This is a genomic window from Haloarcula nitratireducens (assembly GCF_019599505.1).
Map to the genome: position 1 here is coordinate 1 of NZ_RKLT01000034.1, position 13,299 is coordinate 13,299.

Here is a 13,299-nt window from a genome sequence, read left to right on the forward strand (position 1 = left end):
GCCACTGATTTGACGTGCCGTCCTGTGTCGCTTCTACCATCTCGCCAACTGTATCGACCTCACGGCAAATCTCGGCCACCAAAGCAGCTAGTTCGTCGTCTTCACCACTCAATGCTAATTGGGCAGCATTCAGATGGTGTGCCGCTTCGAGGATTCGAACACGTGGTGAGAGCGAATTACGATTACTCACCCCGATCACCCATCAGGGGACAGTTGACTATCCAAGTAGCCAGTGACCTACTGCCGCGTTCGCTCTGTTGCCTTCCAGCGGTGGCGCTGCTCACGCTGTCACACCCCCAGCGGTGAGGTCTTCGGGCTCTGTTTCGAGCCGGCTGAGACCGTCGCCGACTGTATAGGTACACTCGCCGTCAGTGTACGGAAATACAGTCCCAAGCTCGTCGTGTTCATAAACTGCGAGACACAGCATTGGGGGACCAGAACTTCTCGTTCCTCTTCAGCAAACATCGACCTATTGGTTCGTGTCTTGAAACCCGGGTGAAGCGAATAGCCGTGTTCGTTTGCCCAAGCCTCGAATTCAGCTATTCGTTCACGAGTGACTGCCGTGTGTTCTTGAGACATCTTTTGGGGCGTCGTCTCGATGGGGTTCCACAGATGACTGGTCACCGAAGCGATGCGACCGGCTTCCTGTAGGGACTGTAATCGCTCGTACGTCCTCTCCTGAACGTCGTGGACACAGTATGGCGTCTCCGCTCGTATCCAGAGTTCGACGCTAGTCCCCGTCTCGATCGGGTTCGACTGTTCTTTTGGCGCTGTCTCGATTCCGTTCGACTGGTCCTCACTAGAACTCGTCATAGGTGTCTCCGTGGTGATAATCTAGTCCTGTCTGTTTTGCTGGACTCCGCGGCTGGCAGTTGCTTGTCTCGAGTACTCCCGCCCACTGTCGTCCGTTCGTCGAATGGCTCCCGCAGAATCCTTTCGTCGGCTTGTCCGGTGGTTCAGCAAATCCCATTGCGTGGAACATGTACATTTGTTCCTGATGGTTAGCGGGTTAGAAAGGTAACCTAGAGCTATCTAGAATTCTCTGCAGATCGGGAGCGGAGTAGGTCACGGGCAGTCCGCTCTCCACAGAACGAATGATTATTGTAAATCCGCGCGTACTTCTACCATGGCAAACAATAACAAAGAATCGGCGATTGCCGATATCGCATATCTCGCACGATCCGAACACCGCGCGCCAACACTCGTGGCGTTGACCGTGCGTCCGCGAAGCCGCTCTGAACTCTGGGAGCTGACTAGCGTCTCATCGTCGACGATTCGACGAACGCTGAGGGAGTTCGAAGACCGCAACTGGATCCGCAGGAAGGAATACCAGTACGAGGTAACGCCGCTGGGCGCGTATATCGCATCCGCCGTCGCTGAACTCATCGAGCGGGTCGAAATCGAGCGGAAAGTCCGCGATGTCTGGCCATGGTTGCCTGATGCGGAAAGCGGGTTCTCAATCGAGATGTGTGCTGATGCGGTCGTGACCGTCGCTGAAGCCGACAACCCGTACGCGCCCGTCAACCGGTTCCTCACGCTTATCGAGGACACTGACCGATTCCGGTTCGTCGGGACCGATATCGCGATTTTCGAGCCCAACCGAGAGGAACTTTGCGAGCGAGTCATCGATGGGATGGAAACGGAGATCATTCATCCCCCGAGCGTCGCTTCGTATTATCGGTCGACCTACCCGGAGCTGCTTACCGAGACCCTGGCGAGTGGCAATCTCACCATGCGGTTACACGACGAACTCCCGCCGTACGGGATCGGAATCTTCGACGACCGGATCGCGATTTGTGGCCACGATTCCGAGAGCGTCTCAGTCCGCGTGTTGCTCGACACTGACTCGGCAGACGCCCGTGAGTGGGCAGAATCGAAGTACGACTTCTACCGACGCCAGACCCCGACGATTCCGCTCGAAACGGTCGAGAATTGAAGAGACGGCCTGTGGCAACTGAGCGACGCCATCGAAGCGATTCGCTGTAGTACCGAACGACTGCCCGCGTGTTGGGGGAAGCTATGGAATCGAATCACTCGGCGTCTGGGTCTCTTTTTTCACCTAGTGACGATTGGGCATCGTCTGCACGGGCGGCAGCCATTGCGAAGTCGTCATGGCCTGAACACACTGTCAACAAGCGCCAGTGTGTCAATAGTTAGCTATCTAACAGTTAGGGCCCTATCAACTCCTGCCGGAAGGCAACCGAACGACCATGGCACAAGCACACAAACTCGACTGCGAATCGGCAGCGGCCGATTGCCGATTCATCATTCAGTCAGAGAACGAAGCTGAAGCGATCGAACTGGCTAGAGATCACATGAAAGAGGTGCACGGGAAAGACTACACCGACGACGAACTTCGGACGGACCACCTCCAAGTCGTGTAACGATGGCGACTGACCAGCAGAGCCACCATGGAGTGGACCTCGAGACACTCGAAGAATTCGCTAAGTTCGCGGGCGAAAACCCCGACGAGGTACAGCTCGGACTCGGTGCCCGGTCGACCTACGAAGGGACGTGCGCACACAGCCTTGCGAAGGTCGACAGCTACGAACTTGGCGGCGAGACGATCGCACGCGAGACCCGCGAGTACACGATCCCATACGGCGCGTGGAAGGAAGTGTTAGACGCGGGCGGCTGGATTGGTGGCACCGACCGACTTGAGCCAATCGAAGCAGCGCTCTCCGCGCTGGCTTCGTGCATCAACGTCGGCATCACCGTCAACGCCGTCGCGAGCGGCGTCGATATCGAGTATCTTCAGACTCGCGTCCGAACTGAGTTCGATCCGCGCGTCCTCTTCAGCCTCAAGGACCTCGGAGAAGCAGACACTGTCTTCGAGAACCTGACCGCTGAAGTCGAGATCGAGAGCCCCGATCTCGATAAAGACCAGATCGACGAGTGGGCACGGCGTGCACCGGTGTATACGCTCGTCTCGCTCGCCCAAGACGTCCAGCTCACGGTGACCACCCCGACTGAGATGGCGGCCGACGATTAATCGAGGTGACGACGAATGCAAGAGTCACTCGATGTCGACCGCCTCGAACGAGCCGTCAAGAGTGTCTACCGGGATGTTGCCGAGGCGCCGACCGAGGAGTACCACTTCGAGATGGGGCGCTCCCTGGCGGCACAGCTCGGTTACCCAGCGGACGATCTGGACCGGCTCCCAGAAGAGGCACTAGAGTCCTTCGCCGGCGTCGGCTACCACTTCGATTTCGCCGCCCTCGAAGCGGGAGACGATGTCCTTGACCTCGGCAGCGGGTCCGGGACAGACGTCTTCGTCGCGGCGAGACACGTCGGCGACACCGGAAGCGTGACCGGTCTCGACATGACCGACGAGCAACTCGCGAAGGCGCGACAGCTGCGCGATGAGGCGGGGATAGAGAACGTCTCCTTCGAGCGGGGCTACATCGAAGATCTCCCCTTTGACGACGGGGCGTTCGACGTCCTCCTCTCGAACGGGGTCATCAACCTCTCGCCGGACAAACAGCAGGTGTTCACGGAGGCCAAGCACGTCCTCACCAGTGGAGGGCGGCTCGCTATCTCGGACATCATCAGCGAGAAACTGATGCCCGAGAGTGTCAAGAAGAATGAGGATCTGTGGGCGGCCTGTATCGGTGGGGCCGAACAGATCGACCGCTATACGACGCTCATCGAAGCGACCGGATTCGACGTAGATGATGTCCGGGACAACACACAGTATGCGTTCATTTCGGAGCAGGCAGCAAACGCCTGTCAGAAGTACGGCGTGAAGAGCATCTCGCTTGGTGCTCACACGTGATTACTATGGCAACCCAACAATCCATCGCAGACGAACAGCAAGAACAGACCGAACTCGGGTCGCAACTCCGGAACGGCTCGTTGCTGATGGCGCTCGCCGGCGTCGCGTTCATCGGCTACGGGCTCGTCTTCCTCGTGTTGAACTTCGTCGGCAGCGGGTTCGAACTCGGCGTCAGTACGCTCGACGGAATGACGAAAGCCGATCTGAGCCCGACGGTAGCGTACTACATTAGCCACCTGCACGTCGCCACTGCCGCGTTCATCATCTCGACGGGTATCGCGGTTACCGCCCTGTCGTGGTATGGTGTCCGCCAGCGACTTACCTGGGCGTGGGCGACGGCGGTCGTCGCTGCTGTCGTCGGTCTCGCGCTCGCGTTACCGATGCACTACACAGCAGATGCGTTCAGCCACGATTGGATAACGCATCTCGGCCCGATCTACCTAGCGACGATTGTCTTCGTCGGGGGTGTCGTCATGGCGTACCGTGGCTTGAACACGACGTAGCTGTGGTCCGCACTCTAGCCGCCGTATGGGTGCGCCCGCTCTCAACTGTCGTGTTACACGGCGGCGCTGTCCACGAGATCACCGTTCTCGAATACGTACTCCGAGTTGTCATTTACTTGCTCGGCTTCGGTGGGGTCGCTGGTATCGTATACTGGGGATTAGAAGTGATCAGTGCCAACTAACCTTGGCGACAGCTCATCGATAGTTCGCGGATGTACTGAACAGGTATTCTTATGGGGAGATCTCCAAACCGAAGGTTGCCGAAAAACTGGTCACTGTAGTTCTTCGGCAAGCGCAGCGACCGCTTCGTCGACGAGAGTGCTTTCTAGACGGCCCTGCCAGAAATCGATGTCCTCGTGGTCGATTGATTGGACTCCCCACGGAACGATCCGACTGTCGTCTGGCGTCCCACCGCGAAGCCATCGCTCCTCGGATATGTCGATGAGCCCGTCCATCCAGGATTTCGTTGTGAGCGTCACCACGATATACTGCTCGCCGTGGAACGGACGCCCGTCGTGGTTCGAGAGAATGAGCCACGGTCGGGCGTTTTCGTCACCCTTGAACGGGTCATCACCGTAGACGACATCTCCGCGCTCGAAAATTGGCGATGCCGCCGCCTTGGTCACTATTCGGTTTGAGAGGCACCCTCTGAGAGAGATACCAGTAGTCGCTCGATACAGAGAACATATCTCTCGAATCCTGTTCCAGGACTCTACAGACTGTGCAACAGACGACTAGACCCACCCATGGGAATAGTTAACACACTCTGGGTCGTAGCTCTTAGCGGAATGACAGTCCACAAAGAAGTCACTGTTACAGCAACTAGCACTGAGTCATGGGAAGATGCCGCATTGAACGCCGTCAATCGTACTGAGACGACTGTCGAGAATATCCAATGGGCGGTTGTCCAAGATCAATCCGTTCAACTCGACTCGCCGGAGGACCCTCAATTCAAGACAAAAGTGAAAATTGGGTTTGAAGTCGAAGAGTAAACACACATCTGGCCTCGAGAAGCGCGGACCGGGTGGTGTTGCCCGACTTCGATTTCGGGACCGAGAGGATCGCCACGAATTCTCTTGGGGAGAGCCTCCCAGAGTCGCCTGTGTAGTGGTACCAATAGCCAAAGAGCTACGGAGGCCTGCGACCGAGTTTGATGTACGATGGCTCTGGTGCGCACGCTGGTTCGGTGGTACAAACTTTCCCACGGGGTAGGGAAAGAGATGCGCGCTCAGGGCGCGGAGCTCATGGCATGCCCCTACTGTAGCGACGAAACCCTGGTCTATCGGTCAACGTACGATTCGGCGGGCATGCCTCTCTCTTTCACAGTCTGTCTCTGGTGCGCTGGTCTCATCGAATATAGTGGCCTGACCGACGAAGCCCACGAGCCCTATGCGACCATCCAGGACACCCAAGACCGGAGGACTGCGTGACTATCGCATCATCGACAGTATCGGTTAGTCAGGGAGACGGTATCCTAGTATACGTCCGAGGACAGTCAGGATCCGGAAGACCCAGTGCGGGGGGCTGACCGCGTAGATATCTTCCTCGTGTTCCGTCGTCAGCATCGCTAACAGCACGATATCTTTGAAGCCCTCCGGCGGCAAGGAGACTCCTCGCTCCGTGACGAGCCGATGGAATCTTCGAAAGAACTCCTCGTGTTGTAGTGCGGGTTCGTGGATATTGATAATCTCGACCGGCGTCTTGTTCCTGAACGTATGCGGTGTCCCTGGAGGAACGACGTGTTCCTCACCAGCGGAGACATCCATCCATTTTCCGTCCACGTATACTTCCAGCACACCTGAAACCACTTCATAGCGCTCTTCGGCGTGTGGATGGGTGTGGACGAACGGACCGTCCTCGGGGACGGTTTCGATCTCGAATCGCATTTCCAACAGTTCGCCGTCCGTGTCCGCTGTCGAACGCGTGATCTCCCAGCGGCCAGGGAAACCGTCCCAATCGAGGACGCTGTCATAGTTACCGCGATCTGTCATTGTCATGGAACAACTCCCATTATACTCCCTCGCTGGTCGGGGTCAGCTCGTTTGTCACTGTCATTAGTTCTCTCCACGGACGTCCATTCCGCCATCTCGATATTGCCTTCGCCCCGCCACGTGACGGACGCCACATTGTCGGCTCGTGCGCTGATACGCACAGCTAGTGGTAACGTCGCTACCGAACAAATGTGTTAGGAGAACAATATTTCTCTTACCAGACCGAGACGTATCCGAATCACGAGAAAACGGTGTCGGCCCGCGACTTCCGGTCGAACTCGATAATGTCCATCTTGTCGTTCAGTGTGAGAATAAACACCATCGTCTCGAGATCGATACAGAGCGATACGCGGAGAGGCTCCGTCGAGATCGAGGTCTCGACGCAGTTCTGAAGCAGTTCGATGGCCTCGTCGACCGCGAATGAATTGAGGTCCATCTCAGGATTGCTGGTCAATTCGGTCGCCAGGAGAAGGCCGGTCGCGTACATCTCGACCGGTAACCGCTTGGCGAACCCACAGGTATCACACTTCATGTCCGCCCAGACCGGGAATGGTGTTTCACAGGTGTCGCAGGGCTGACCGTCCTCAGTTTCGTGCATGTCACAAACTGTGACTGACGCCGATATTTGCCCCGCACACTCACGACAAATGTCGTACATCAGATACGTTATGTCCAGGGCACACCGATAGAGTCCAGCTGCGAGTGCTTGCTCGGAGTCACGAGTCGTCAGGCCTGTTGGCGGGTAGTTCGTCAGGAAGAGCGTCCCGACCGGCGCCTGATCGCCGAACAATCCGTAACACTCAGTACACGTGACTCGCAGCCACTGATCCTCGTAGGTGACTACAACGGTAGCCCCGCATAACGGGCACTGCTCATCGAGTTCTTGAGAAAAGTCGAGGCTTCCCGCGCCAGAAACGGCTATCACCGTTCTGGCGATCTGCTTACCTGCACTGCTCAACCGGTAGCCGTCGTCAGTTCGGCGGACGAAGTGAGGAGCGAGTTCCGAGAGGTGGTAGTTGAACTTCCCGTTATCGTCGACACCGACCTCGTTTTGCAGTTCGGAATACGACACCGTCTCAAGGGTATCAGAACCGTCGTCGTATTCGTAGGTAGCACCTGCCTGCCAGAGTATTCGGATGATATCTAACCGAATTTCGTTTCCCAGAATGGAGAAAACCTCGTCTGGGGAAAGCCCGTCCAGTTCGAGGTCAGGAGTGAACCGTGTTTGTTCCATGCTATCAATACACACTCTAGCGCATTAAGCGTATGTTTGGTAGGCGATGGCCACGGCGATAGCGAGACACACGATACCGAGTGTACGAACGCCCCACGTCCACGTGTTGGAGATGAAACAACGGCTGTGACGGACCGATTCTGTTGAAAATCTATTATGCTCGCTACGATCTTAGATCAAAAAGGCTCTGTCGAATTGAAACTAGTGGAGCTGTCTCAGACCGCTCCAAGGCGCTCAGCTGACTCCGCCTATAGTAGGTCTCCGCCGCACTCGGAACACACGGTAACCGGGTGTTCCTCAGGACGAATCTCTATTTTATGCAAACAGTCCAGACAGTACTGATAACGATAGCGTAGGTGTTTCGAGGGCATTGTACGTTAATGGTATCTCGGATACTTTTAATCAACTGACCGTACGTCAGGGCTTTCACACTCCGGGCAGGTAACACGAGTCATCTGCATCTTTGATTTAGAAAAGGTATTCTCACACGATACACACCGGTATTCGAATCTCTCGTCGGACTCCGTCTCAGTGGGTGCGTTATCCGTGAGCGGTACGAATAGTGTGTCAAAGATGCCCATTTAGCACATGAGGTTCCAAAGACTTCCTGAAATAAGTGACGGCTGGTGCATCCGTGACGGATGGAAGAGTCACCAACCGCGGTTCCGGTGTACGAACGACAAATGTGAGGTGTTGTAAGACCACGCTAATTGGAATCCGTCGGTGAATATCGCGTGGCACAAAAGGCGAAATTCGATGAAAACGGGGCGATTACCGGACTTACAAAACTCAGCCATAGATTCGATTGGTGTGTCTCTCCAAGCTAAGAAAACGTATGCGCATACTAACTCACTGATGGCAGCAACACTCATGGGCAGCAACTCCAGGGGCCGTTGACCGTGGGGGGATCTTCGCTGAGGAGCGCGAACGCGTCACGGATGCATTGTCGCTGGCTGCGAAGTACGACCAGATTGTCGTACTCGCGTACCACGAGATTGGTGCTGGAAAGTGGATCGATGAGGCCGGCTTTCGTGACCAGATGCAACTGATTGCAGCTACCGAGGATCTCGAAGTGGTAACGCCATCGGTACTACTCGAGGGCATCCTTACGCCGCCGCTGTTGTTGAACAACCTTGATGCAGGAACCGGGAGCGATCCTCTTCTTACAAGGAGTGAGTAGTCGGAATCCAAACGGAGCGACCAGTCTACAGTTTCGGTTCACAACGGGTGTAACAGCCCACACAAGACGAAGCTGTTTTGAGCCATATCAGATGGCTTTGTATGCAAGCAACAGTCTTAGCCACGAAGCGGCTTTTTGACTTGTTATCGAAGTTTTGTGCTCTATGCATGTGCAACGGGTCAGCTTGTGAGTTGATTTTGTGACTCACCAACTTGCCAGCGATAGTTCGCATGGGACTGGGCAATGATTAATGACTGATTAGATTCCACAAAAATGGACAATAGTTCACCGAAGGCAAATAGAGCGACGAGCTCGTCGCGCCGACGATTCTTACAGACGTCGGCCGTCGCAGGTACAGGATTACTCACAGGCTGTCTCAGTGCCGCGACAGGTAACGACCAAACGCTGACGATGGGGTACCAGCCGTTTTCCGCGCACGCATGGGAGGCCCTCGTCATGAAACACAGCGATATTCCACAGAAGTATCTTCCCGATGGCTACTCGCTGGAGTGGCAATCCGCGCTTCAAGGGGCGGTGGTCGGGAACCGCATGAGCGTCGGGAAGAACCAAGCAGGCTGGATGGGCGATATGCCGGCATTGACAACCATCGCTCAAGACGAGACACCGGCCAGTCTCGTTGGCCTCGCCAACTGGTCGCGGGGCCAGCAGTGTAATCTTCTTATCGTCCCCCGTGACTCCCCGATCGAAGAGACATCGGACATTGCGGGCAAAACCGTCGGCGTCACAAAGGGGTCGTGCACTCATCGATATCTCCTTCGGCTGCTCGAAGCCGAAGATATCGACGTGACCATGGAGGACACCAGTATCTCTACGATCCTCGCGAATCTACGCGAAGGTCGGATTGCAGCGGGACTGGGATGGGAGCCCTCCGTCGCAAAGTCGGTATTCCAAGACGAATTGACCCGGTACGTCTCGACTGGTGCAGAGTACAACGTGATCGACGCGGGCGGAATACCGATGACCGATAACCTGATCAACAATCACCGTGAGGCCGCAAAGGCAATCCTGAAGGCCGAACTCGAAGCAACGCGGGTCCTCGCGACCGACCACGAGCGAACGCTCGATCTGGTCTCTCAGGAATCCGACCTCCGATACTTTAATCGCTCGTCCCTCCGGTGGGGCGTCTACAAAGACCCGCCGATCGGCGAGAACGTTCAGCGCTTGAAGTACGCGACCGACTTCGAGCAGGCAGAAGAACCGGGCCGACTAATGAAAGAAACCGGGCCACAGTTCCTCACTGAGCAGGGAGCACTCGAGGCGCCTCCACCATCCGACCGCTATAAACCAGACGTCCTCAACGAGGCGGCAGCCGAACTCGATGATGCAGTCGAGTGGTCGCCGCGATCGGCCGGTAACACGTCGAGCAACGACACTCCGTCAGAAACAATCACCAGTTCGGCTGGAGGTACCATCACGGGAGACAGCCAATGAGCACGCGTTCAACGACCGAACGCATCGGTGAGTGGTTCACTGGAAGCCTCCCGTCGCCCACACGGGGGGTCCGGAAGCTTCTCTCACTCGTTGGGTTCCTCGCGATCTGGTGGCTGTTCTATCAGTTCGGTGTGCTCAACTTCGAACACTTCGTGAGCCCTGAAATGGCCCTCGTCGCGTTCGGCGAGGCACTCGCCGGACAGCCGTTGGTCGAGGGGGGCGACACCATCTATCTCCACGCGCTCTACTCGACGGCACGGGTCGTGATCGGCGTCGGCGTCGCGGCGATACTCGCTATCCCGCTCGGGCTGGTCGTCGGGACGAGCCGGCGGTGGGAGAACTTCCTGTATACCGCACTCGAAGCATTCCGTCCGATCCCGCCAATCGCGTGGCTCCCGATCGCCATCATCGTCTTCCCAGCGGTCACGCTCGGGTCAGTTTCGCTCCCGCTTTCCGCGCTGTTCGTCGTGTTCATCGGAGCGTTCTTCCCGATCTTCACGAACACGATCGAGGGCGCACGGAACGTCGAAGTAGAATTCCGCCGGGCGGCCGAGAGTCTCGGGGCGTCCTCGACGAACGTCTTTCGACATGTGGTACTGCCAGCAACGCTGCCGTCGATTATTACGGGGCTCGCGCTCGGTGTTGGGCTCGGTTGGATTACGGTCGTTGCCGCTGAACTCGTTACCGGCGGCCCCGGGCTCGGCTACATCATTATTCGAGGATCGCGGCTCCGAAACAAGCAGACGATCGTCATCGGAATGCTCGCAGTTGGCGCGCTCGGATACGCGTCATCGGCGCTTGTTGGACGGCTCGGCCGACGACTCACCCCGTGGTCTGACATAGAATGATCCTTCCAGGAGCGACTACTTCATGAGTGAACACAATAGCGACGACGCACGTACCGACACGAACGAACAATCGGCGAACCACATGGATCGCTCAGAATCGGATACCGACGACGAGTTCCGGTCGTGGACGGACTCCAGCGGAGCGGGGACCGTCAACATCAAAGACATGTCGAAGGTGTACGGCACCGACAGTGGCGAACTGACCGCCGTCGACGAGATGGACCTTCATATCGAAGCCGAAGAGTTCGTGACCGTCCTCGGTCCCTCGGGCTGTGGGAAAAGCACGGTGATGGAATGTATCGCGGGCTACCTCGAGCCAACCGAAGGGGAGGTATTAGTCAACGGCGAGCCAGTCGATGAGCCAGATCCCTCCCGTGGAGTGGTCTTCCAAGAGAATCGACTGTTCCCCTGGAAGACTATCAACGAGAACGTCCGCTTCGGCCCACAGATGCGCGACGCGGTCGACGAGAGTCGCATCGAGACGTTGTTCGATCAGATGGGACTCGAGGGGTTCGAAGATTCGTACCCCCACGAACTCTCGGGCGGAATGCAGCAGCGCGCCGAACTCGCGCGCTTGCTCGCGAACGATCCCGACATCATGCTGATGGACGAACCGTTCAGCGGCCTCGACGCGATGACAAAGGAGCTGATGCAGGAGAAGCTGCTCGACGTCTGGGAGGACGACGATAGAACGGTCCTGTTCATCACCCATGATGTCGAGGAAGCAATCTTGCTTGCGGATCGAGTGGTCGTGATGACCGCTCGTCCTGGCCAAGTCAAGGATGTCATCGATGTGGATCTCGACCGACCGCGTGACACTGATATGGTCACGACTGACAGGTTCAATGAACTTCAGCGGCGGGCGAGCGAGAGCATTCACGACGAGGCCGAGCGCGCGATGGAGCAAGCGGAGGGACGGACCTGATGGAGTACCGCCGGCGCGCCGAACAGTCGGTTTCGCTCCTCACGGTGCTCGCGGTGTGGATGGTCGCCACGATGGTCCTCGCCAACGATCCCAGCCTGCCGACTCCCCCACAGGTACTCACGTCGTTGGTCGACGCAGCAACGGGTGGGTACTTCTGGAGCGAAGTCACCTTGAGCACGTTCCGGGTGTATCTCTCCTACGTGATTGCCGTCGTAGTCGGCATTCCACTGGGGCTGTTAATCGGCCGCAGCGAGCTTGTCGAAGATCTTCTCTTCCCCTCACTAGAGGTCCTCCGGCCGATCCCGCCGATTGCGTGGTTCCCGGCACTGACGATTATCCTGTTCAGTCCTGAGAACATCGTGCGGTTCATCATCTTCCTCGCCGCATTCTTCCCGATCCTTCTCAACACGATCGAGGGGGTTCACGACGTCGAGGAAGAGTACGCACAGGCCGCCAGCTCGTTGGGGGCTTCCGCATCACAATCCCTTCGTCACGTTGTACTCCCCGGTGCACTCCCCTCGATCTACACGGGCCTCGTCAACGCGATGGGGTTAGCGTGGGTTAGTCTCGTTGCGGCGGAAGTCTTGTCGAGTAGCGGCCTCGGATACTTCATCTGGAACGCGTTTACCGCGGGCGAGTACCCGAACGTCGTTGTCGGGATGATCACAGTCGGCGTATTGGGGTACACGTCCTCGGTCCTGGTCCGCTGGCTCGGAGCTCAGCAGCTCCCGTGGCTACAATCAGCCACCTGATCAACTTGTCTCGATAGGCAAGCGATACACTACCGCCACAGCGCGTCTCGGTTACTGTTCAAACGTGGCATTAGGTATCGTGAGGCGAGTGATCGCAGCGACACTATCGAACCCGTCGTCGAAGCTGTAGAGATAATCGATCTCCTCTCGCTGCATCGTTGCGACGTTAAAATACGCAAATAGTGTAGTTCAGACTATCGTGGTTTAGCCTACAGTAGTTCAAACAACTATAGTGTGAAAACTACTCTGACTACCGAACTCAGAAAGGAGCCGCCCCATCAAACGGTCAAGCAGATTTGGGAGAAATTGATTGAGATTGATGGCGATGATCTCATTGTCAAGACGCGATATGTCAGATGAGTTCGGGTACAGACTAAGTTGTTTGTGATGGAGAGAGATACCGCCGAAGGCCTGGTTGAACAACGCTGCGTTGGCTTAGATTTACTGAAGAACAGCGACCGGAAAGCAATGACCGGCGGCGTCATACCCATTCTGGTGGAGTCTTCGGGGTAACCCTGTGACGAGCCCGCTCTAACGAACGAATCGACAGAGAACCGACGTTGATGGACGCGGCGGCATGTGCCCTGCTGCCGTGGCTGTCTGGTAGCTACAGGAACCGGGAGCGGCCCCATTCTTGCA

The 13,299-nt window shown here is 56.8% G+C and carries 15 protein-coding genes and 1 pseudogene; 11 read left to right on the forward strand and 5 right to left on the reverse strand.

The features are described from left to right. Positions 1–280 precede the first annotated feature (280 nt). Together EGH23_RS27410 and EGH23_RS27415 are read right to left on the reverse strand one after the other, a co-directional pair. Positions 281–427, reverse strand: coding sequence for an HTH domain-containing protein (locus EGH23_RS27410; protein WP_425433276.1), 147 nt, complete (start codon positions 425–427; stop codon positions 281–283). After that, positions 415–813 (reverse strand): annotated as a pseudogene (locus EGH23_RS27415) (HTH domain-containing protein); the annotation flags it as partial. The pseudogene EGH23_RS27415 and the gene EGH23_RS27410, both read right to left, overlap by 13 nt. Before the next feature lie 313 nt (positions 814–1,126). On the opposite strand from EGH23_RS27415, the gene EGH23_RS24200 reads away from it, so the two are divergent. The 5 genes from EGH23_RS24200 (at position 1,127) to EGH23_RS24220 (ending at position 4,278) form a co-directional block, all read left to right on the forward strand. Further along, on the forward strand, positions 1,127–1,936 hold the full coding sequence (locus tag EGH23_RS24200) for a helix-turn-helix transcriptional regulator (RefSeq protein ID WP_220582553.1): 810 nt from the start codon (positions 1,127–1,129) through the stop codon (positions 1,934–1,936). A gap of 274 nt (positions 1,937–2,210) precedes the next feature. Next, positions 2,211–2,384, forward strand: a complete 174-nt coding sequence (locus EGH23_RS24205) for a DUF1059 domain-containing protein (RefSeq protein ID WP_220582554.1) — start codon at positions 2,211–2,213, stop codon at positions 2,382–2,384. Between the two features lie 2 nt (positions 2,385–2,386). Then, positions 2,387–2,992: an OsmC family protein gene (locus tag EGH23_RS24210; RefSeq protein ID WP_220582555.1), complete on the forward strand. Its 606-nt coding sequence runs from the start codon at positions 2,387–2,389 to the stop codon at positions 2,990–2,992. A gap of 15 nt (positions 2,993–3,007) precedes the next feature. Next, positions 3,008–3,775: a methyltransferase domain-containing protein gene (locus EGH23_RS24215; protein WP_220582556.1), complete on the forward strand. Its 768-nt coding sequence runs from the start codon at positions 3,008–3,010 to the stop codon at positions 3,773–3,775. Positions 3,776–3,780: 5 nt separating this feature from the next. After that, entirely contained in the window at positions 3,781–4,278 is a 498-nt protein-coding gene (locus EGH23_RS24220; protein ID WP_220582557.1) for a hypothetical protein, read from the forward strand. Between the two features lie 272 nt (positions 4,279–4,550). On the opposite strand, the gene EGH23_RS24225 is transcribed toward EGH23_RS24220, so the two are convergent. Continuing rightward, positions 4,551–4,904, reverse strand: coding sequence for a type II toxin-antitoxin system PemK/MazF family toxin (locus EGH23_RS24225; RefSeq protein WP_220582558.1), 354 nt, complete (start codon positions 4,902–4,904; stop codon positions 4,551–4,553). Positions 4,905–5,066: 162 nt separating this feature from the next. Here EGH23_RS24225 and EGH23_RS27420 point away from each other — a divergent pair, with 162 nt between their 5' ends. Continuing rightward, the gene (locus tag EGH23_RS27420; RefSeq protein WP_220582559.1) at positions 5,067–5,270 is read left to right on the forward strand and encodes a dodecin family protein; all 204 of its coding nucleotides are present in this window, start codon (positions 5,067–5,069) and stop codon (positions 5,268–5,270) included. Between the two features lie 462 nt (positions 5,271–5,732). On the opposite strand, the gene EGH23_RS24235 is transcribed toward EGH23_RS27420, so the two are convergent. Both EGH23_RS24235 and EGH23_RS24240 read right to left on the reverse strand, forming a co-directional pair. Next, complete coding sequence (locus EGH23_RS24235; RefSeq protein ID WP_220582560.1) at positions 5,733–6,275, reverse strand: cupin domain-containing protein; 543 nt, start codon at positions 6,273–6,275, stop codon at positions 5,733–5,735. Between the two features lie 232 nt (positions 6,276–6,507). Continuing rightward, on the reverse strand, positions 6,508–7,503 hold the full coding sequence (locus EGH23_RS24240; protein ID WP_220582561.1) for a DUF7351 domain-containing protein: 996 nt from the start codon (positions 7,501–7,503) through the stop codon (positions 6,508–6,510). Between the two features lie 943 nt (positions 7,504–8,446). Here EGH23_RS24240 and EGH23_RS24245 point away from each other — a divergent pair. From EGH23_RS24245 to EGH23_RS24265, 5 genes are all read left to right on the forward strand, one after another. Next, positions 8,447–8,683 carry a hypothetical protein gene (locus tag EGH23_RS24245; RefSeq protein WP_220582562.1) on the forward strand — a complete coding sequence of 79 codons (237 nt, stop codon included), beginning with the start codon at positions 8,447–8,449 and terminating at the stop codon, positions 8,681–8,683. Positions 8,684–9,094: 411 nt separating this feature from the next. After that, entirely contained in the window at positions 9,095–10,135 is a 1,041-nt protein-coding gene (locus EGH23_RS24250) for an ABC transporter substrate-binding protein (protein WP_236045062.1), read from the forward strand. Next, entirely contained in the window at positions 10,132–10,983 is an 852-nt protein-coding gene (locus EGH23_RS24255) for an ABC transporter permease (protein WP_220582564.1), read from the forward strand. The genes EGH23_RS24250 and EGH23_RS24255 overlap by 4 nt, the downstream gene beginning before the upstream one ends. Positions 10,984–11,005: 22 nt before the next feature. Further along, positions 11,006–11,908: an ABC transporter ATP-binding protein gene (locus EGH23_RS24260; RefSeq protein ID WP_220582565.1), complete on the forward strand. Its 903-nt coding sequence runs from the start codon at positions 11,006–11,008 to the stop codon at positions 11,906–11,908. Continuing rightward, positions 11,908–12,660 (forward strand): ABC transporter permease, encoded by a 753-nt coding sequence (locus EGH23_RS24265; RefSeq protein ID WP_220582566.1) that lies wholly within the window; start codon positions 11,908–11,910, stop codon positions 12,658–12,660. The genes EGH23_RS24260 and EGH23_RS24265 overlap by 1 nt, the downstream gene beginning before the upstream one ends. The last annotated feature ends 639 nt before the right edge of the window (positions 12,661–13,299 follow it).

Excerpts from the sequence above, each read along its gene's own strand:
- EGH23_RS24250 (WP_236045062.1), top strand. The coding sequence starts at position 9,095 with ATGGGGTACCAGCCGTTTTCCGCGCACGCATGGGAGGCCCTCGTCATG.
- EGH23_RS24215 (WP_220582556.1), top strand. The coding sequence starts at position 3,008 with ATGCAAGAGTCACTCGATGTCGACCGCCTCGAACGAGCCGTCAAGAGT.
- EGH23_RS27410 (WP_425433276.1), bottom strand. The coding sequence starts at position 427 with ATGCTGTGTCTCGCAGTTTATGAACACGACGAGCTTGGGACTGTATTT.
- EGH23_RS24220 (WP_220582557.1), top strand. The coding sequence starts at position 3,781 with ATGGCAACCCAACAATCCATCGCAGACGAACAGCAAGAACAGACCGAA.
- EGH23_RS24255 (WP_220582564.1), top strand. The coding sequence starts at position 10,132 with ATGAGCACGCGTTCAACGACCGAACGCATCGGTGAGTGGTTCACTGGA.
- EGH23_RS24200 (WP_220582553.1), top strand. The coding sequence starts at position 1,127 with ATGGCAAACAATAACAAAGAATCGGCGATTGCCGATATCGCATATCTC.
- EGH23_RS24210 (WP_220582555.1), top strand. The coding sequence starts at position 2,387 with ATGGCGACTGACCAGCAGAGCCACCATGGAGTGGACCTCGAGACACTC.
- EGH23_RS24240 (WP_220582561.1), bottom strand. The coding sequence starts at position 7,503 with ATGGAACAAACACGGTTCACTCCTGACCTCGAACTGGACGGGCTTTCC.
- EGH23_RS24205 (WP_220582554.1), top strand. The coding sequence starts at position 2,211 with ATGGCACAAGCACACAAACTCGACTGCGAATCGGCAGCGGCCGATTGC.
- EGH23_RS24265 (WP_220582566.1), top strand. The coding sequence starts at position 11,908 with ATGGAGTACCGCCGGCGCGCCGAACAGTCGGTTTCGCTCCTCACGGTG.
- EGH23_RS24235 (WP_220582560.1), bottom strand. The coding sequence starts at position 6,275 with ATGACAATGACAGATCGCGGTAACTATGACAGCGTCCTCGATTGGGAC.
- EGH23_RS24260 (WP_220582565.1), top strand. The coding sequence starts at position 11,006 with ATGAGTGAACACAATAGCGACGACGCACGTACCGACACGAACGAACAA.
- EGH23_RS27420 (WP_220582559.1), top strand. The coding sequence starts at position 5,067 with ATGACAGTCCACAAAGAAGTCACTGTTACAGCAACTAGCACTGAGTCA.